The sequence below is a fragment of the Romboutsia sedimentorum genome (assembly GCF_030131845.1).
Taxonomy (GTDB): Bacteria; Bacillota; Clostridia; order Peptostreptococcales; family Peptostreptococcaceae; genus Romboutsia_D; species Romboutsia_D sedimentorum.
Genome location: NZ_JASKYM010000009.1, coordinates 25,283 through 44,070 on the forward strand (window position 1 = coordinate 25,283; position 18,788 = coordinate 44,070).

General features: G+C 28.0%; 14 protein-coding genes. 2 read left to right on the forward strand and 12 right to left on the reverse strand.

Going from position 1 to position 18,788, the window contains the following annotated elements:
• Positions 1-8 precede the first annotated feature (8 nt).
• Complete coding sequence (locus QOZ84_RS13650; protein WP_284133500.1) at positions 9-1,763, reverse strand: B12-binding domain-containing radical SAM protein; 1,755 nt, start codon at positions 1,761-1,763, stop codon at positions 9-11.
• A 162-nt stretch (positions 1,764-1,925) separates the two neighbouring features.
• On the opposite strand from QOZ84_RS13650, the gene QOZ84_RS13655 reads away from it, so the two are divergent.
• Positions 1,926-2,126 carry a hypothetical protein gene (locus tag QOZ84_RS13655; RefSeq protein WP_026900113.1) on the forward strand — a complete coding sequence of 67 codons (201 nt, stop codon included), beginning with the start codon at positions 1,926-1,928 and terminating at the stop codon, positions 2,124-2,126.
• Positions 2,127-2,130: 4 nt separating this feature from the next.
• Here QOZ84_RS13655 and QOZ84_RS13660 read toward each other — a convergent pair whose 3' ends face one another.
• The 4 genes from QOZ84_RS13660 to QOZ84_RS13675 form a co-directional block, all read right to left on the reverse strand.
• Positions 2,131-3,054 carry a hypothetical protein gene (locus QOZ84_RS13660; protein ID WP_284133501.1) on the reverse strand — a complete coding sequence of 308 codons (924 nt, stop codon included), beginning with the start codon at positions 3,052-3,054 and terminating at the stop codon, positions 2,131-2,133.
• 233 nt (positions 3,055-3,287) lie between these two features.
• Complete coding sequence (gene argS, locus QOZ84_RS13665) at positions 3,288-4,988, reverse strand: arginine--tRNA ligase (protein ID WP_284133502.1); 1,701 nt, start codon at positions 4,986-4,988, stop codon at positions 3,288-3,290.
• Positions 4,989-5,092: 104 nt separating this feature from the next.
• Positions 5,093-5,536: a 2-thiouracil desulfurase family protein gene (locus QOZ84_RS13670; RefSeq protein WP_284133503.1), complete on the reverse strand. Its 444-nt coding sequence runs from the start codon at positions 5,534-5,536 to the stop codon at positions 5,093-5,095.
• 35 nt (positions 5,537-5,571) lie between these two features.
• Positions 5,572-7,950, reverse strand: coding sequence for an endonuclease MutS2 (locus QOZ84_RS13675; protein ID WP_284133504.1), 2,379 nt, complete (start codon positions 7,948-7,950; stop codon positions 5,572-5,574).
• Between the two features lie 272 nt (positions 7,951-8,222).
• On the opposite strand from QOZ84_RS13675, the gene QOZ84_RS13680 reads away from it, so the two are divergent.
• Entirely contained in the window at positions 8,223-9,677 is a 1,455-nt protein-coding gene (locus QOZ84_RS13680) for an aminoacyl-histidine dipeptidase (protein WP_284133505.1), read from the forward strand.
• Positions 9,678-9,724: 47 nt separating this feature from the next.
• Here the strand turns inward: QOZ84_RS13680 and QOZ84_RS13685 are convergent, their stop codons facing one another.
• From QOZ84_RS13685 to pheT, 7 genes are all read right to left on the reverse strand, one after another.
• Complete coding sequence (locus QOZ84_RS13685) at positions 9,725-10,078, reverse strand: hypothetical protein (RefSeq protein WP_284133506.1); 354 nt, start codon at positions 10,076-10,078, stop codon at positions 9,725-9,727.
• Positions 10,079-10,292: 214 nt separating this feature from the next.
• Positions 10,293-11,078 carry a hypothetical protein gene (locus QOZ84_RS13690; protein WP_284133507.1) on the reverse strand — a complete coding sequence of 262 codons (786 nt, stop codon included), beginning with the start codon at positions 11,076-11,078 and terminating at the stop codon, positions 10,293-10,295.
• A 243-nt stretch (positions 11,079-11,321) separates the two neighbouring features.
• Complete coding sequence (locus QOZ84_RS13695; protein ID WP_284133508.1) at positions 11,322-12,455, reverse strand: XRE family transcriptional regulator; 1,134 nt, start codon at positions 12,453-12,455, stop codon at positions 11,322-11,324.
• A gap of 162 nt (positions 12,456-12,617) precedes the next feature.
• A complete protein-coding gene (locus tag QOZ84_RS13700; protein ID WP_284133509.1) occupies positions 12,618-13,190 on the reverse strand; it encodes an HD domain-containing protein in 573 nt (190 codons plus the stop codon).
• A gap of 70 nt (positions 13,191-13,260) precedes the next feature.
• Entirely contained in the window at positions 13,261-15,675 is a 2,415-nt protein-coding gene (locus QOZ84_RS13705) for a U32 family peptidase (RefSeq protein ID WP_284133510.1), read from the reverse strand.
• Between the two features lie 97 nt (positions 15,676-15,772).
• Positions 15,773-16,372: a cell division protein ZapA gene (locus QOZ84_RS13710; RefSeq protein ID WP_284133511.1), complete on the reverse strand. Its 600-nt coding sequence runs from the start codon at positions 16,370-16,372 to the stop codon at positions 15,773-15,775.
• Between the two features lie 24 nt (positions 16,373-16,396).
• On the reverse strand, positions 16,397-18,787 hold the full coding sequence (pheT, locus tag QOZ84_RS13715) for a phenylalanine--tRNA ligase subunit beta (protein ID WP_284133512.1): 2,391 nt from the start codon (positions 18,785-18,787) through the stop codon (positions 16,397-16,399).
• Between the last annotated feature and the right edge of the window lies 1 nt (position 18,788).

Below are 18,788 nucleotides of genomic sequence, written 5' to 3' on the forward strand. Positions count from 1 at the left end.
AATCTCCTTTATATTTCTACGCTATGTGCTTTTGATTTTTCAAATATTTTTTTATCATCATATACAAACAATATCATATTGTCTGTTTTACCTACTGAAGCATTTATATTTTGTTTTAGCTTTAGTATATCAAACTCAAATGGTTCAAAATGAACATTTTTTATTATATTTTTAGCTGAAATATTTATAAATTGAGGTAAGTATTGTGATAAATTTTCTTCTTTTTGTAAAAATACATGACATCTATTTTTAAAATCTTCTTTTTCTAATTTATTAAAGAAGTTTGGTAAATTAGATGTTTTTCCTAAAGATATATAATCATATTTTAAAATATCATTAAACATATCATTATTCGCATTTATCTTTTCATTATAAAAATCTAGTAATATTTTGTATAATTGATTTTTTCCTTGTGCCATATCAAAATATCCATTTTCATCAAAGTATGTAGCAAAAGCTTCAAAAAACTTAAATGGACTTTCTTTATAATAATTAAATATTATATATCTCATTGATAATACAAAATTCTTGGAATTATAGTATTTTTCTAATATTTCTTCTATATCTTTTAATTTTAATATTTGTGAGTAGCTAATATAATCATTATATAAAACTTCATATGGAGTATAATCTTTGTATTTATATCCATGTTCATTAGCAGCTTTTCTTATACCTGTTCCTTTTATCATCTTTAAAAATCCTAATTGTAAATGTTCTATACCTAAGTTGAAAACATCATTAAATGAATTTTCAAAACTAGAATAATTCTCATAAGGAAGACCTGCTATTAAATCTAAATGTTGATGTATATTTCTATATGATGCTATTTTTTGTACTACATAAGATAATTTTTTAAAATCATCTCTTCTACCAACAGCATCTAAAGTTTTTTGATTTGTTGTTTGAACTCCGATTTCAAATTGGAATAATCCTTCTTTGCAATCTACTAAAAAATCTAGCATATCATCATCTAATAAATGTGCCGTAACCTCAAAATGATATGTAGTATAGTCATTATCATTTTCCATAAGGAAGTTCATAATTTCTTTTGCAAAGTTTTTATTTGCATTGAATGTTCTATCTATAAATTTAATTTGAGAAACTCTAGCATCTATCAATGCCTTTAAATCTTTTTTTACCCTATCTATACCAAAGTATCTAAGTCCTTTAAGCGTTGATGATAAACAATATTGACAATTAAAAGGACAACCTCTAGATGTTTCATAATAAACTATTCTATTTTCATATTCTGTTGGATCTAAGTTTTCATACGGGCTTGGTATATCATCTAAATTTTCTAATAATGCCTTAGGTCTATTAGTTATTATTTCATTTCCATGTCTATAAACTATACCTTCTACATCTTCTATGTTTTTGCTACCTTGTAAGTACATTACTAAGTCCCTAAAAACTAATTCACCTTCACCACATAATATGTAGTCTACAAATGGATAGTTTTTCATAGAACATTCACTATCGTATGTTACCTCTGGTCCACCTAGCGCGATTTTAGTATTAGGCTTAACTTTTTTTATATTATCACATATCCTCACTATATCATTTACATTCCAGATATAAGTTGAAAATAATATAATATCATAATCATTTTTATGTATATCTTTTAATATATAATCTAAATCGTTATTTATCGTGTATTCTTTTAAATCTACATCTACTAAGTCTTTAACAAATGCTTTTAAATATCTTATAGCTAAATTTGTATGAATAAACTTTGAATTTAGCGTTGTTAATAGTATTTTCAATTATTTCACCTCTTTTTAATATTGTTATATATTTTTATGCTATTTTTAGGTTAAAATAGTATGTGTAAAATTCTATCAAAATTTTTTTAATAGAAGGTTTTTCCATGTTTTTTGTAGAATAATAGTATTATAAGTATATCTGATTTAGAAAGGAAGTTTTTTATGGAATTAATTGACCAAGTATCTATCAACGCTTTATCAAAAAGAGATTTATTGCTTATTGTAAAGGCCCTAGAGTACACAAACGAAAATACTGGCCTTGAAGATTTTATTGATCTTAGAAACAGCATAGTAAAAGAACTATGTTTTTTAACTAGCACTACCGAAGAACAATTCGTAAATTATTTAGAAACTAATAACTAAAAGTTTATGACTTCTTAAATTTTAGTTCGTATATACCAGATTTAGATTTTACATTTATATGGAGTATATTGTCGCTAAAATACTTTGATACGATTGTTATTTGATTAAGTATATTGTCTAATGTAGTATCTCCAGCTTCTAAATTAATTAAGTTTCGTGGATCTGCATTTTTATCATAAATTTTTTTATTGATTTTATATTTTCTCAATTTAATAATATATTGTGACATTGATAAAACAAAGTCTATATTATCTATTTTTAGATTTTCTTCACTTCCTAATATAGATAATATAGATTTTTTTATACTTAAAACCCCATCATTATCTACTTCTCTATCTTCTATATATATATCATATAAAATATTCAACATACTTTCTACGATTTTTTCATCATCATAATCTTCTACTTTTAAATCTATATACTTATCAATTGATTGTATAATTTTTATTCTTTCCATTTGGAATTTTATTGTATTAACTTTATCTAACTCTATAGAAAACCCTATTATTCTTTGTTTGATATCTTTTAACAAATCTTCATATTCTATATTTTTATCTTCTATTATTTTATGAATTATAATGTTGTAGATAACTGCACCTAAAATATATTCAAATAAATATGCTTCTCTTTTTAGGTATCTTACATATTTTTTAATCAAATCTAGTACAACATCTTCACTTTTTCGAATATTAGTATTTGAAAGTATCACTGGCAATAGTAAATTCAATATATTTTTATATGTTGGAGTTTCTCCATAATATCTGTAATATATCAATTCGTCTTTAAGCCTATTATTATCTATATAAACATAACGTTGTGTATTGTCATCAATTAAACATTTTGTATTTATTATAATTAAATCTTTTAAATTTTTATCTCCTATATCAAATGCTTGTATATAGGACTTTTTTATTATATCATCTTTCATTAATATTACCTTCCTAAATAAAGCTCTATAATAATTATTTTTATCATCTACTACATTTAATATACTCTTACTTGAGTAACTAAAAAAAAGAGGCAGCTTATAAGCTGCCATTTATACAGGGGGATAGTAGTTTACAAGATTTTTGATTATACTACTATCTACTTCTATTATACGATACTACATTTTTAGATGTAAAGTATCAATTTTCGACATCCCTGCATTTTTATATTTTATTACATTCTTTCTGGTGCATGCATTCCTAATAACTTAAGTCCATTTTCTAAAGTTTGCTTAGTAGCTGCAACTAAAGCAAGTCTTGCTTTTCTTAATTCTACGTCTTCAACTAATATTGAGTTATCATGGTAGAATTTATTAAATGCTTGAGCTAAGTCTAATACAAATCTAGTTACTAAATGAGGCTCATTCTTTTTTAATCCTGATACTATACACTTATTGAAAGATGCTATAACTTTTAATACTTCTGCACTATCAACATCATTTAATAATTCATAGTTTATATTTGTAGTTGCTTCTTCATTAGCTTTTCTAAGTACTGCACAGCATCTAGCATGAGTATATTGAACATATGGTCCTGTTTCACCATCAAAGCTTAATGTTCTCTCCCATGAGAATGTATAATCTTTTATTCTACTGTTAGATAATTCTTGGAATACTATAGCTCCAACACCTACTTGTTTTGCTATTTCATCTGCATTTAAAGCATCTGCATTTTTTGCAAGTATTGTTTCTTTTGTTTTTTCTATAGCTTGTTTTAAAACGTCTTCTAAGAATACTACTCTACCTTTTCTAGTAGACATAGTTCCATTTTCTAGCGCAACCATACCAAATCCAACATGAACTAAATCTTTAGCCCATTCAAATCCCATAAGTTCGATTACTTTAAACCATTGTTCAAAGTGTAAATTTTGTTGAGATCCAACTACGTATACACACTTATCAAAGTTATAAGTTTCTTTTCTATATATTGCCGCTGCTAAGTCTCTTGTCATATATAATGTTGAACCATCATTTTTCATTATAAGTGCTGGTGGCATCTTGTAATCTTCTAAATCTACTATTCTAGCTCCCTTAGATTCTTTTAATAGATTTTTTTCTTCTAACATTTTTATTACTCTTGGCATTTTGTCAGAGTAGAAACTTTCTCCTGCTAAAGAATCAAACTCTATGTCTAATAAATCATAAACTCTAGAGAATTCTTTTAAACTTTCATCTCTAAACCATTGCCATAATTGTGTAGCTTCTTCATCACCATTTTCTAACTTAGTGAACCATGCTCTAGCTTCATCTTCCATTTCTGGATGAGCTTCAGCTTCATCATGGAATTGTATATATAATTTTAATAGTTCTGGTATTGGACTTGCTTCTACAACTTTTTTATCTCCCCATTTTTTGAAAGCTACTATTAACTTACCAAATTGAGTTCCATAATCACCTAAGTGATTTATTCTAGTAGTATTGTATCCTTGTGATTCGTACATTTTGTATAAAGCATTACCTATAACTGTAGTTCTTATATGTCCTATATGGAAAGGTTTAGCAATATTTGGAGATGAGAACTCAACTATTACATTTTCATCTTTGCCCATTTCACTACGACCATAGTTTTCCTTTTGTGTTAATACATCATTTATAACAGTTTGTGCTAACTGAGATTTGTTAACGAAGAAATTTACATATCCTCCTAATGGCATAACTTTAGCTACAGAATCTTTAGCTTCTATAGTTTCACTTAATTCTTGAGCTATTATGTTAGGTGCTTTTCTAAATATCTTTGCTAATTTGAAGCAAGGGAAAGCATAATCCCCCATATCTTTATTTGGTGGAACTTCTATTAGTCCTACTATTTCTTCTACCGATAAATCTTCTATCTTTTCTTTTAAGCACTTTGCTACTGCTATTTTAAAATCTTGCATGCTATTTCTCCTCTCTCTTACTCTTATTGTTATGTATTACTTTATGGTAAATCAATTTTCGAGTTTTTTCAAGATATTTACCGTATTTCTCTACTTATATTTTACTATAATTCTTTTTCGCTTATCACTTTTATTCCATTATTTATCAATAGTACAGTAGTTACTCCTACCCCATCTATTTTTTTACTACTAAATGTTCCATCATATATGTAGCTAGAACCACAAGATGGGCTTCCATCTTTTAAGATAGCTTCTTTACAATTATATATATTAGCTATCTTTAAGGTTTCTTTAGCGCCTTCTTTAAATTTATTAGTTACATCTAGGCTTTTATTACTAATTACAATAGTTTGCCCTTTTATAATATCGTCTGTGTCTAGTTCAATTATCTCAGATGGGTCTCTTGGTGTTGACATACCACCTAATTGTTCTGGACAAGCAATTATAAACTGTTTATCTTTTAAATACTGTATTACTTTTTCATTTTTATTATTGTAACCATTATATTTGCAGTTTATTCCAATTAAACATGCTGATACTAATATCATCTATATTCCACCTTATTGTTAAAATAAACATAAATTTATTTAAATTTAACTATGGTTACTCCTGCTCCACCTTCACCATATTGTCCGCCTCTTTGAGACTTTACATGTTTATTTCTTTTTAATATATCTTGAAGTCCACTTTTTAATACACCTGTTCCTATACCATGTATTATTGTTGCAGTTTCTAAACCTGCTACATAAGCATCATCTAAATATTTTTCAACTTCCATAATAGCCTCTTCTAAGTTAAGTCCTCTTAAGTCAACTTCACTTCTTACATTTCCTGATTTAGATTTTATTATACTTCGTGTTGATTTAGTTACTACAGACTTAACATCTTTTTTAACCTTTTTAAGAGATTTAAAAGGTAGGTTCATTTTCATTATACCAATTTGTACTACAGCTTCTTTTTTATTTTTATCAACAGAAACTACGCTACCTTGTTGATTAAGAGTTATAACTTTTACTTCTTCTCCTACTTTTAAATCTTTTATCTCTTTATTTGCAACTTTAGGAATTATCATACTTTCAACACTTGGTTGAAGTTTTCCCATTGAACTAGCTAATTCTTTTCTAAGTGCTTCTATTTTTTGATTTTTTTCCTTAGATGCTCTTTCTTCTTCTAGTACTCTAAGTTCTTTTATTATGTTATCAACATTTTCTTTAGCTTGTCTTGTAATGCTAAAAGCTTCTGATTTTGCTTTTTCTATCATTTTTTCTTTTTGAGCTGATATTTTTGCTATTTTTTCATCATACTCTATCTTCAATATTTCTATTTGATTTTTTAATTTTTCAGCTTCTTCTCTTTCCTCTAAAGCTTTTATCCTATTTTTTTCAACATTTTGAAGTACATCTTCTAGTGCTATATTTTCTGTATCTATAAAGTCCCTAGCTCTTGTTATTACATAATCACTAAGACCTAATTTTCTAGATATTTCAAAGGCATTTGATTTACCCGGAACTCCTATTAGTAATCTATAAGTAGGACTTAGTGTTTCTAAATCAAATTCTACCGCAGCATTTTCTACACCTTCTTTAGTTAGTGTATAATTCTTTATTTCACTATAGTGAGTTGTAGCAATACATTTTGCTCCTGCCATATGCACATCTTCTAATATTGCTATTGCAAGTGCTGCTCCTTCTATCGGGTCTGTTCCTGCGCCTAATTCATCAAATATAACTAAAGAGTCTTCACTTACATCTTTTAATATAGATACTATGTTAGTCATATGAGATGAGAAAGTAGATAAACTTTGTTCTATACTTTGTTCATCTCCTATATCTGCAAATACATTATCGTATACACACATACTGCTTCCAAAGTCAGCTGGTATATGTAATCCACTTTGGTTCATAAGTGCAAATAAACCTACTGTTTTTATAGTTACAGTTTTTCCACCTGTATTAGGACCTGTTATAACTAAAGTATGGAAGTCTCTTCCTAAGTAAATTGTATTTGGAACAACTTTATCTTTTTCTAATAAAGGATGTCTACCATTTTTTATGTTTATAAATTTATCTTCATTTAAAGTAGGTTCTACACCTCTCATTTGCATAGATAACTTTCCTTTTGCAAATGCAAAGTCTAATCTACCAAGTATTTCTTGATTAGATATTAAATCTTCACTTATTTCGCCAACCATTGCAGATAATTCTGATAATATTCTTTCTATTTCTTCACCTTCACTAAGTCTTAATTGTCTAAGTTCATTGTTCATATCAACTATACTCATTGGTTCTATAAATAAAGTTGCACCTGATGAAGACTGATCATGAACTATCCCTGCTACTTGCGATCTATACTCTGATTTTACAGGCACTACAAATCTATCACCTCTAACTGATATTATTGCATCCTGTAAATATTTTTGGTAAGTAGTAGAAGATATTATAGAATTTAACTTTGATCTTATCGATTGGTTTTTTTGTACTATTCTTCTTCTAATATCTCTAAGCGTATTTGACGCACTATCAGATATTTCTATTTCACTTACTATTGCGTTGTAAATAGAATCTTCTATATCTCTATATGCATATAAAGAATTTGCTAAAGATTGTATTATAGGGTAATTAAAATCCTCTTTGTCACTTGATGATAAGCTATTCTTTAGAGTTCTAGCGACTCTTAAAGTGTCACCTATCATAATTAAGCTACCTGGGTCTAGTGATGCCCCTACGTTAGCCCTCTTCGCTTTATCTTCTATGTCATGCATTCCTTGAAGCCCAACATATCCTGTTTTTGTAAGTATAGCTTGAGCTTCACTAGTTTCTTCTAGCATATACTTAACTTCTTCAAAATCAGAACTCGGATGTAATTTTTCTATATATCTTAAACCTAGAGAAGATGATGATTTACTCTTCAATATGTCTATTATTTTATTGAATTCTAAAACTCTCAATGCTTTTTGATTCATAGTTCCTCCTTAAATAATATATTTATTTTCTAACGTGTATTTTATGTATATTTGTATTATACTATTTATGTAGCTATTTATATATTATACATAATACTAGTTTGTTTGTAATATATAAAAAAGTATTCTATATGAATATTTCTAGAGAAATGCTTTTTTGAAGTACATACCAAAGTATTACTTAAGATTTTAAACTAGTAGCTTTTGTACATTATTTACTAAAGATAGCTATTTTAATCTATATTTATTTATAATAAAGGGAGTTGTTCATAATGGAAAACGTATTAAAAGGATTAAAACCTGAGCTTGTATTTAAATCTTTCGAGGAAATATCTCAAATACCTCGTGGATCTGGAAATGAAAAAGCAATAAGTGCTTTTCTTAAAGAATTCGGAGAAAAATTAGGTCTTGAAACTATACAAGATGAAGCAATGAATATAATAATAAGAAAGCCTGCTACAAAAGGTTATGAAAATTGCCCTGGTGTAATACTTCAAGGTCATATGGATATGGTTTGTGAAAAAAATAAAGACACTAATCATGACTTCATTAAAGATCCTATCAAATTAAGAATAGATAACGATATGATATATGCAACTGGTACTACTCTTGGTGCTGATAATGGTATAGCTGTAGCTATGGGTATGGCAGTACTTGCATCTAATGATTTAGAGCATCCTCAAATAGAGCTTTTAGTTACTACTGATGAAGAAGCTGGTATGACTGGTGCTATGGCTTTAGATTGCAAATCACTTAAAGGTGAGTACATAATAAATCTTGATTCTGAGGAAGAAGGATTTTTACTTGTAAGTTGTGCTGGTGGAGTAACTGCTTGGTCTAAATTAAAAGCTGAGTATACTAATGCTGCATCTGACAAACAAGCTTTATTAATAGATATTAAAGGATTACTTGGTGGACATTCTGGAATGGACATAGTAAAACAAAGAGCTAACTCTAATAGATTACTTGGTAGACTATTAAATTTACTATGTGTAGATTTTGACTTAGCTAAAATTGAAGGCGGATCTAAAAATAACGCTATCCCTCGTGAATCTGAAGCTGTTATAGTTGTTGCTAAAGATGATGTTGAAAAAACTAAGAAATGTATAGAAAAAATAGCAGCTACATTCAAGCACGAATTCAGTACTTCTGATCCTGGACTAGTTGTAGAATGTATTGAAACTACTACAGATAAAGTTTTCACTTGTGATACTAAAAATAATGTTATAAGATTAATAAACTTAATTCCTAATGGAATTCAAAGTATGAGTATGGATATAGAAAACTTAGTTGAAAGTTCTACTAACTTAGGTGTTATTAGATCTACTGATAGCGAAGTTACTTTTGAATGTGCAGTTAGAAGTTCTGTTAAAACTTTAAAAAATGATATAACTACTAAAATGGAATTATTAGCTAAAACTTTAGGTGGTACATTCGAATTAGAAAGTGATTATCCAGCTTGGGAATACTGCAAAGGTTCTAAATTAGAAGATATATGTATTGATACTTATGAGAAATTAACTGGTAAGAAGCCAACTATAATGGCTTTACATGCTGGTCTTGAGTGTGGATTATTATTAGATAAAATGCCTCATGCACAAGCTATTTCTCTTGGACCTGATATGTTTGAGGTTCATACACCTAATGAACATTTAAATATTCCTTCTACTGAAAATGTATGGAATTATTTAGTTGCTTTATTAAAGTCTATGAATCAACATAAATAAATAATGTTTCTCGTAAAACATTAACAAAAGCAGTGAGGATATTATCCTTACTGCTTTTTAAGTTCACCTGTGAACATATCTATCTTATGTACTCCTAAGCTTTGACTATGCGAATGTTCATGCGACTGTGCATCTTCTTCGCTATCTTTTATGTCAATATAAACATCTACTACATATAAATTGTCCACAGTTTTTATATCCTCTACTTTTGTAGATACATACTCTCCATACTCAGCTTTTAATACATTTATTGCAGTTTCTTTTGAAATAGGATTTACATCTAATTTATGTTTTTCACTACTAGTATTTATATTTTTTTCTTTTTTATTAATTGTTATCACTAAAAATAATGATATTAAAATTAATAATATAATGGTTATCGTGATGTGCTTTTTTTTCATATTATGTCTCCAATTTTTTAAATTAACCTATATTGAACTAAATCAAATTTTCTTTACTCTCATTATAAATACTTTTATCCATTTTATCTATCTTTATTAAACAAATAATAGTTTATTCTTACTTATTAAACCAAAACATTTCCTCAAAGTTAATATAAATGTTATATCAATAAAGATTTTAAGTTTTTTTGATAATAAAATACCCTTTTATTTTTCATTTAACTTTATATTTTTTATAAATAAGTTTGTAGCAAATTATAAGTGCAACTAAACCAAAAGTAGCAAGTATAATTGTTATAATAGCACATATAGCTTCTCCAAACACAACTCCAATTGGCAATATTAATAAATACGATAATCCATATACTATCCACATAATCCCATTAGCTTTATTATATGCATATATATCACTTATTTCTTCAGACTTCACTGTACTACCAGACCAAAAATGCATTGGTGTTTTTCTTTTAAGTGAGTATATTCCTATACCTATAAATATTAAAACAACAGGCATTATTGATACAATTTCTACAATACTATCTGTTTTATTATATTTAACTTTATTGCCTTTACTTACAATGTTTTCTTTAACATTTATAGTTTTACTTATATCGTATGTGCTTGATAGCTTATTGTATGTTTCCTTTGTTTCGTTACTATCTTTATCATTATATATTAACACTTTATCCTTAGCTATAATCCTTATATATGGCTTACTCTTGTTGTATACATATACTTTTCCTTTGATATCATTACCTAGCCTAAATTCACCTCTAAGATATTTAAAAGTATTAGTTCCCTTTATTTTATTACCTATAAATACATCATCTAGCAATTCTACACTTTTTATATCTTTTATATATATATTGTCTATATTTACTATTATCCTGTCTTCTTCAAATTTCATCTTATGGCCACTATAGTCTATATTTAAAAATATAATTAATGCTATTGTCAAAAAAACTATTATTCCCAAAAATATTTTTTCATATCTATTCATTTAGAATTCCCCCTCTCTATAAGTATAACCCTTCTAATTTAATATTTTCATTACCTCTTTTTCTTTTATTGCTTAGTTTAATTATAAACTTTAACATATTTTGGTATCAATATATATACCCAAGATACAGTATATACTACATAAGTTACAGGATACATTGTTTTATTATGTATTTTAGAAATAAAAAAAGTAGCATAGTTGTTAGATTTAATCCCAACAACTATGCTACTTCTATAAATTATGTTATTTTCTATTCTTAAAATTAACTTTTGTTACATTATTTTTTTTATTATTAACCTTTGGTGATAACATTCCTTCTTTTAATCCTAAAAGCATTTCTATATCTTCAGCGTAAAGACTTATTCCAGAATCAGCTACTGTTTCTACTAATCCTTCTCTAGTCATTACTTTATTATCTATTAACATTTCAACAGATTTCTTTAATAAAGCTGGACTTGTAGCTTTTATATTTTCATCTAAAGGCTCTTTCTTTAACCAACCTTGTTTTTCCATCTCTCTCATTAAATACATATATTTTTTATAATTTATAACTTCTAATTGATATGCTCTTAATATCATTGCTGATATCGGAGCTATCCATTTTTTCTTTAATTCAACATAATCATTGATTTCATTTACGTTTGCTAAATCTTCAAAGAAAGTTTCCTTTGGTAGTAAAAATGCACAAGCAAATTCATCTTTAGAGAAATTTTTAGATGACATTCCAATCTCAGTAGACACTATATAACCTAATTCATAAGCTAAATCATAATTTCTTATTGTAGCTGATTTTTTATCATTTCCAAGAGACACTAAGTATCTTGAATTTCTTTCTACACTTTGTTTTTGAGTAAATGATAATGCTCCTCTTTTATCTACATTAAGTCCTGATACAATTATTCCATTAGATTCTAATAAACTTAGCATATTTCCTATAGGTCCATCACCTAATCCCCAGTTTCTTCTAACCTTAGTTGCTAGTTCTTCCATATCATCATACTTGCTTAAATCATCAGCTATTTTCATTTCTGGGAATTTTATATATTCTTCTATAACTGATACTACTCTATGAGTCATTACAAGTTTTTCTTTGTATGATATCTCTTCAACTCTTGGTATTGGTGATTCTGGTCTTATATGTGTACTTTCCACAATTACCTTTATATCATCGTGTTGGAAGAAATATTCTCTTGGGAAGTTTAGTGTATTTGATATTTTTAATTCATTTTCAACTACTGGCTTGTATTTATCTTCTTCAAATGCAAGTATATCTTTTTTGTTTATGTTTGCTTCTTTTGCTAATACATCTATTGTTTTTCCTCTATATGTTCTAGCTGCTTTTAATCTTTTTCCGTTAAATATTTTTTTTCTACTCATATTATATATCTCTCTTTCATGTTTCGTGATATCCGCTATTTAAATTTAAAATGCTCTGGATACATTTAATACCCAGAGCATTATTTAATCTTATTCTGTCGATAATGATACCACATTTGCTCAATATAGTCAATTAAACTGCATTTTATAACAGACGATAAACTATAATCCTAGTGTATCACTTATCTCCTTCATAGCATCTAATGATATTTGTGCAAATTCATCAAATGGAATACCAACTTCTTCTATACTTCTCATAGCATCTCTATTTGCACCTGCTGCAAATCTCAATTCTTTCATACGTTTAATTATAGATTTGACTTTTACACTAGCTATTTTTTTATCTGGATACACAAGAGTTATAGCAGTTATAAATCCAGTTATAGGATCTGCTGCATATATAGCTTTGTCCATTAAAGTCTCTCTTTTCACTCCATTGTAATCTTCATTGTGAGCTTTTATAGCTTGATACATACATTCATTTCCTAATTTTTCATTTTTAAGAATTTCTACCGACTTAAATCCATGTACTTTACAATCTTCTATATTATTTTTATAATCTAGCATATCTGAATCTAAATCATGTAGCAGACCTGTTATTGCCCATTCATCAACTTTATCTGGTTCTAATTTATTAGCTAATGCTCTCATAACCGCTTCTACTGCATACGAATGTTTTATTAGGTGCTCACTTTCTAAGTACTTATTAACTAGCTCTACTGCTTTGTCTCTCATTTTTCCATTACCTCCTAGATTTCTACTTTAATATACATTTTCTTATTAAATAATCGTGTATAACTTATATTTATTCTACGCCCCTGTAATAATGTCCTGCTGTAACGCCTAAATCATCTAATTCATTATAAAGTTTAGTTGCCTTAACTCCTAATTTATAATCATTATTTATTACTTCTTGATAAGCTTCTATAATTTTTTTAACAGTTTGACCATCTTCTATTGTAAAATCTAATCTAAATGTATTTATACCAATTTCATTTAATTCATATAAGTTATCTAGCATACAAGTTACTTTTGAATTATATATAGTACTTCTACAGAATACATCTTGAGATATTCTATATTGCTCTTCTTTAAAGTCCTTTAAAGCATATGTACTTTGTTTACATATAGATGCTCTTTTATCTTTTTTACAATCACGGACGATAACTCCCATTGGGCAATATTCTGTTATCATAAGCGGGGTATATCCATATACCACAGCTTCAGTCTGTAAGTCTGTGTATTTTAAAGTTTCTTTTATCTCATATATGTTTAATTCTTGGGACAAGCATATGTTAGTTGCTCCAGCTTCTTTAAAATGATTCATGGTTTCACTATTAAAAGCGTTTAAATAATAATCAATATTTAAATTTTTTCCTTTAAAGTAATCTAGTGCACCCCAATTTCCAACTTGTATCGAGTTAACTCCTGTTTCTTTGGCTTTATCTAATTGTTTATATTCTTGATTTCTTATTATTCTTGGTGCAGAATACGATATATTTTTGCTAAACTTTATTCCCATATTTAATGCTTCTTGTAAAGTATTAGCATCTTCATAGTAAATAATATCAATGTTATTAAATTCTAGAACGGCTTCTAATTGTTCTAAGTTTTTAACTTTTACAGCTATATTTTCTGATGATTCTCTACTTACTTTAGCTGGATTATATTTTACTATTTTATTTTTATAATTTCTATTTTTTATCTTGATTCTTTGTTTATCTAAGATTTCAATACAATCTCTTCTCATTTGATTTATTATACTTACTGGTAAACTAGCATTGTCATCTAATATTATTTCTAGATTTCTAAGTTTGTAAGGAGTATTTCCAAGTTTTTGCATTTGAGTTTCTACTTTTTCTTGGCTTAATGCAACCTTCATTGCAGGCTCAACTATTTTATCTCCTTCTATAGTTGCACTACTACCTTTTTTATCACTTAATGTAAGTATAGGATTTTGTCCTAATTTTATAGTTACTTTTGCATCTATATCACTTTTTACAAGTTCTTTTTCTTGTGTAAAAGTAGCTTGAACTCTATCAGTTAATTCACTATCTGAAGTTTTAAATACTACTTGTCCTCTTTTAGCTTCTCCTATAAAATCTAGTTCTATAAGCTCACCTTTATGACCTACTGTGTGTATATCACCATTTTTTATAATTCTTCCTATAGTTCCTCCACCAAGGTTTATTCCATCACCTTTTTTAAGAGTATTTTCAAGCATTATTTTAAGTCTTTTAGTTCTTTTATTGCAATCTAATACTTTACCTATATATAAACCTTGGTTATTAGGTATTTCAGAGTTCATAACATCTTTTCCTACTTCTCCTAATAATAATCCTTTTGTAAATTTTCTATTAAATATAGTGTATAAATCACTTATTGTTTCATCACTTACTTTTAATTTATTAGTAGCTCTATATTCATCTACTGCTTTTCTGTACCCATCTACAACTGTTGCAACGTACTCAGGTTTTTTCATTCTTCCTTCTATTTTTAAAGAATGCACTCCAGCATCCATTATTTTATCGATTTCTTCTATAGTATTTAAATCTCTTGGACTTAATAAATAATCTCCACTATTGTTTATTATCTCTCCACTATGTACATCTATAAGTTCATATTTTTGTCTACATGGTTGAGCACATCTTCCTCTATTTCCAGATCTATTTCCTATCATAGAACTCATTAAACATTGTCCAGAATAACATACGCATAACGCTCCATGAACAAATACTTCTATATCTGCTTTACAATTATCACAAATATATTTTATTTCTTCTACGTTTACTTCTCTAGCTAAAACAACTCTATCAAATCCTATTGATTCTAAGTATCTAACATCCTCTAGTGAATGTGCCACCATTTGAGTACTTGCATGAAGTTCAAAATCAGGTAACATACTTTTTATAAGTTTTGCCATTCCTACATCTTGAAGTATTATTGCATCTACATTTATATCGTATAAAAATTTTGCATATTCCACAAAATCATGTATTTCATTTTGTTTTATTAATGTATTTGCAGTTACAAAGACTTCTACATCTCTTATATGTGCATACATAACTGCTTGTCTTAATTCTTCTCTATCAAAGTTATTCGCTGATGCTCTTGCACTAAAATCTTTACCTCCTAGGTATACAGCATTGGCTCCATTTTGAACAGCTGCTTTTAATGCTTCAAAAGACCCAACGGGTGCTAATAATTCTATGTCTTTCATAACGTCCTCCTTTAAGGAATATTTATCTTATTTTTATAATATCCCTAATTCTCAAAATTAAAACCTCCAGGTTTTCCTGAAGGTTTAATTATTATTACTATTTCTTTGCTCTAAGGTATTTTACCTCATTTTCAATCTCTATTTTTTCTAGTTGCACTTTATATGCATCATTTTGGAATTTAGAAGACAGTTTTTCTGCTACTACAGCTTTTTCTTCTGCTTGTTCAAGTTGTGCTTTAAGTTCTTCTATTTCACACTTGTAGCTATCAACTTCTTCTTTAGTAGACTCTGTTCTATTACCTAAGTCTTTTATTTGTGATTTTTGATTTTCAATCACTTTATTTAATTCTTTGATTTTTATATTGTAGTCTTCTTCTTCTTTTTCTTTTTTCTTTAATAAAATTTGTAACTTTGTCATCTCTAGTTTTATTTCTTCATCTGAACTTCCAGCTTTGTTGCTTAGCTCTTCATTTTTCTTAGTAAGTTCTTCATTTTCATGCGAACATTCAAATAATATATCTGTTATATTAACAGCGGTAACTATTGCTGCAACAGATGAACTTAATCTAGGATTACTTTCAATTACCTTACTCATCTCTTTATCAACGTATGATGCCACACTTACCATATGCTGTTCTGATTTCTCTCCCACCATTGGATATTCAGCACCGTTGATTTTTACCATAACTTTGTTCATACTAACACACTCCCCTTACGTTAGTTAGTTTGATCTTAAGTTTGCGTTTAGTTTTTCACTTAACTCACTTAATATCTTATCATGTACTTTTGCTACATCTTCATCTGTTAAAGTTTTTTGTGCACTTCTATATGTTATAGAGTATGCTATAGACTTGTATCCTTCTTCTATTTGCGACCCTTTATAGACATCAAACAATTGATAGTTCTCTACTAGCCCTGCACTGTTAGCTTTTATTATATCTTCTATTTGCTTAACAATTACTTCATCTTTAACTATTAGTGCTATATCTCTAGATGTAGATGGGTATTTTGGTAGTGGACTGTATTTTTTAACTTTAGTTAAGTTTTCAAATACTAAATCTACATTTATTTCACTTACGTAAACTCTTTGTCCTAAGTTATAGTTTTCAATAACATCTGGATGTAATTCACCAAAAGTACCTATATATATATTATTATACACTACTTTCGCGCATCTACCAGGATGGAATGTAGAATTAGTAGTTTCTGGCTCAATTTCATAACCATCAAATCCTACATTGTTTAATATAGTTTCTACAACTCCCTTTAATGAGAAGAAATCAACATCCTTTCCATACATTGCTGAACAGAATTTCTTAGTTTCAACTGGTAATCCATCTTGTGGTGTAAATGTATTTCCACATTCAAATGCACTTACAGATTCAACTTTATGAGATACATTTGTAGATATTACATTTAACATATTAGGTATTAAAGTTGTTCTCATTACAGAAGTTTCTTCTCCTAATGGGTTTATTATCTTAACAAAGTTTCTCTTTTCATCATTTTTAGGTAAGTTTATTTTATCTACACCTCTAGGGCTTACAAATGAATATGTTAATATTTCATTTAATCCTACTGCTATAGCATTATTTTTTACAGTATCTATGAATTTTTGGTTTTCACTTTTTACACCTGCTGTAGCATTTCCTTCTAAATCAGCTGCTGGTATTTTTTCATAACCATATATTCTAGCTATTTCTTCTAATATATCTGCATCTTCAGTTATGTCTAATCTAAAGCTTGGAACTTCTAACTCTAACTTATCTGAAGCTACTAAGTTACATTTAAACTCTAGGTTTTCTAATATATTTATGAATTGCTCTATAGATACATTTACACCTAATAGTTTGTTTATTCTTTGAGGGTTAACTGTTAATTTTTGAACTTCTTCTTTTTTTGGATAGTAGTCTAACATATTGTTTAATACTCTACCACATTCTAATTCTTCTATTAACTGAGCCGCTCTATTTACAGCCATTTGTGCTAAATTAACATCTATTCCTTTTTCAAATCTAGAAGATGCTTCAGTTCTAAGTCCTAATTTCTTAGATGTAGCTCTTATGTTTTCCTTAGCAAAACTTGCTCCTTCTAAGAATATAGCTATTGTTTCATTTTTTATTTCTGAGTTTTCTCCACCCATTATACCAGCTAAGTCTAGTGTCTTATCTTGGTTTCCTATAACTAGCATATCTGATGTTAATGTTCTTTCAACACCATCTAATGTAGTGAATTTTTCACCTTCATTTGCACATTTAACTATCATTTTATTGTATTTTATATCATCTAAGTCAAATGCATGAAGTGGTTGACCTAACTCTAACATAACGTAGTTTGTTATATCTACTATATTGTTTATTGGTCTCATTCCAGCTTCTATAAGTCTTCTTTGCATCCAATATGGAGAAGGTCCTACTTTAACATCTTTTACTACTTTACCGCAGTATCTTTTGCATAAATCAGTTTGGATGTCTATTTCAAATTGCATTTCCTCACTACAACCATTTACTTTTATCTCTGGTAATTTTAACTCAGTTCCTAAAGTAATAGCTGCTTCTCTTGCTATACCTATTATTGATCTACAATCAGGTCTATTTGAAGTTATTTCAAACTCTATTAAAGCATCATTAACTCCTAGAACTTCTGCTACATCCATGCCTAATTCAAATGAATCTTGATGATCTAGTATATATATCCCATCTTTTTTATATTCTTCAACATATTGAGATGGTATACTTAATTCTTCAGCACCACAGAACATTCCTTCTGATAATACGCCTCTTAATTTACCTTTTTTTATTTTAAAGTCACCTGGTAATACTGCACCTATTCTTGCAACAGGAACAAAATCTCCAACTTTTATGTTTTTAGCATTAGTTACTATTTGAAGTATTTGCTCATTTGCTACTTCAACTTTTGTAACTGTTAATCTTTCTGCATCTGGATGTTGTTGTATTTCTAGTATTTTACATACCTCAACTCCATTTGTTTCTTTTCCAAAGAATTCTACTTTTTCTACTTTTGATCCTGTCATAGTCATCATATCAGCAAATTCTTGTGTATCTTTATCTATGTTAACATAGTCTCTAAGCCATTTTAAAGGTACTAACATT

What these genes read in the sequence shown, in the direction of transcription:
- QOZ84_RS13655 (WP_026900113.1), top strand. Translation starts at nt 1,926, where the DNA reads ATGGAATTAATTGACCAAGTATCTATCAACGCTTTATCAAAAAGAGAT.
- QOZ84_RS13660 (WP_284133501.1), bottom strand. Translation starts at nt 3,054, where the DNA reads ATGAAAGATGATATAATAAAAAAGTCCTATATACAAGCATTTGATATA.
- argS (WP_284133502.1), bottom strand. Translation starts at nt 4,988, where the DNA reads ATGCAAGATTTTAAAATAGCAGTAGCAAAGTGCTTAAAAGAAAAGATA.
- QOZ84_RS13670 (WP_284133503.1), bottom strand. Translation starts at nt 5,536, where the DNA reads ATGATATTAGTATCAGCATGTTTAATTGGAATAAACTGCAAATATAAT.
- QOZ84_RS13675 (WP_284133504.1), bottom strand. Translation starts at nt 7,950, where the DNA reads ATGAATCAAAAAGCATTGAGAGTTTTAGAATTCAATAAAATAATAGAC.
- QOZ84_RS13680 (WP_284133505.1), top strand. Translation starts at nt 8,223, where the DNA reads ATGGAAAACGTATTAAAAGGATTAAAACCTGAGCTTGTATTTAAATCT.
- QOZ84_RS13685 (WP_284133506.1), bottom strand. Translation starts at nt 10,078, where the DNA reads ATGAAAAAAAAGCACATCACGATAACCATTATATTATTAATTTTAATA.
- QOZ84_RS13690 (WP_284133507.1), bottom strand. Translation starts at nt 11,078, where the DNA reads ATGAATAGATATGAAAAAATATTTTTGGGAATAATAGTTTTTTTGACA.
- QOZ84_RS13695 (WP_284133508.1), bottom strand. Translation starts at nt 12,455, where the DNA reads ATGAGTAGAAAAAAAATATTTAACGGAAAAAGATTAAAAGCAGCTAGA.
- QOZ84_RS13700 (WP_284133509.1), bottom strand. Translation starts at nt 13,190, where the DNA reads ATGAGAGACAAAGCAGTAGAGCTAGTTAATAAGTACTTAGAAAGTGAG.
- QOZ84_RS13705 (WP_284133510.1), bottom strand. Translation starts at nt 15,675, where the DNA reads ATGAAAGACATAGAATTATTAGCACCCGTTGGGTCTTTTGAAGCATTA.
- QOZ84_RS13710 (WP_284133511.1), bottom strand. Translation starts at nt 16,372, where the DNA reads ATGAACAAAGTTATGGTAAAAATCAACGGTGCTGAATATCCAATGGTG.
- pheT (WP_284133512.1), bottom strand. Translation starts at nt 18,787, where the DNA reads ATGTTAGTACCTTTAAAATGGCTTAGAGACTATGTTAACATAGATAAA.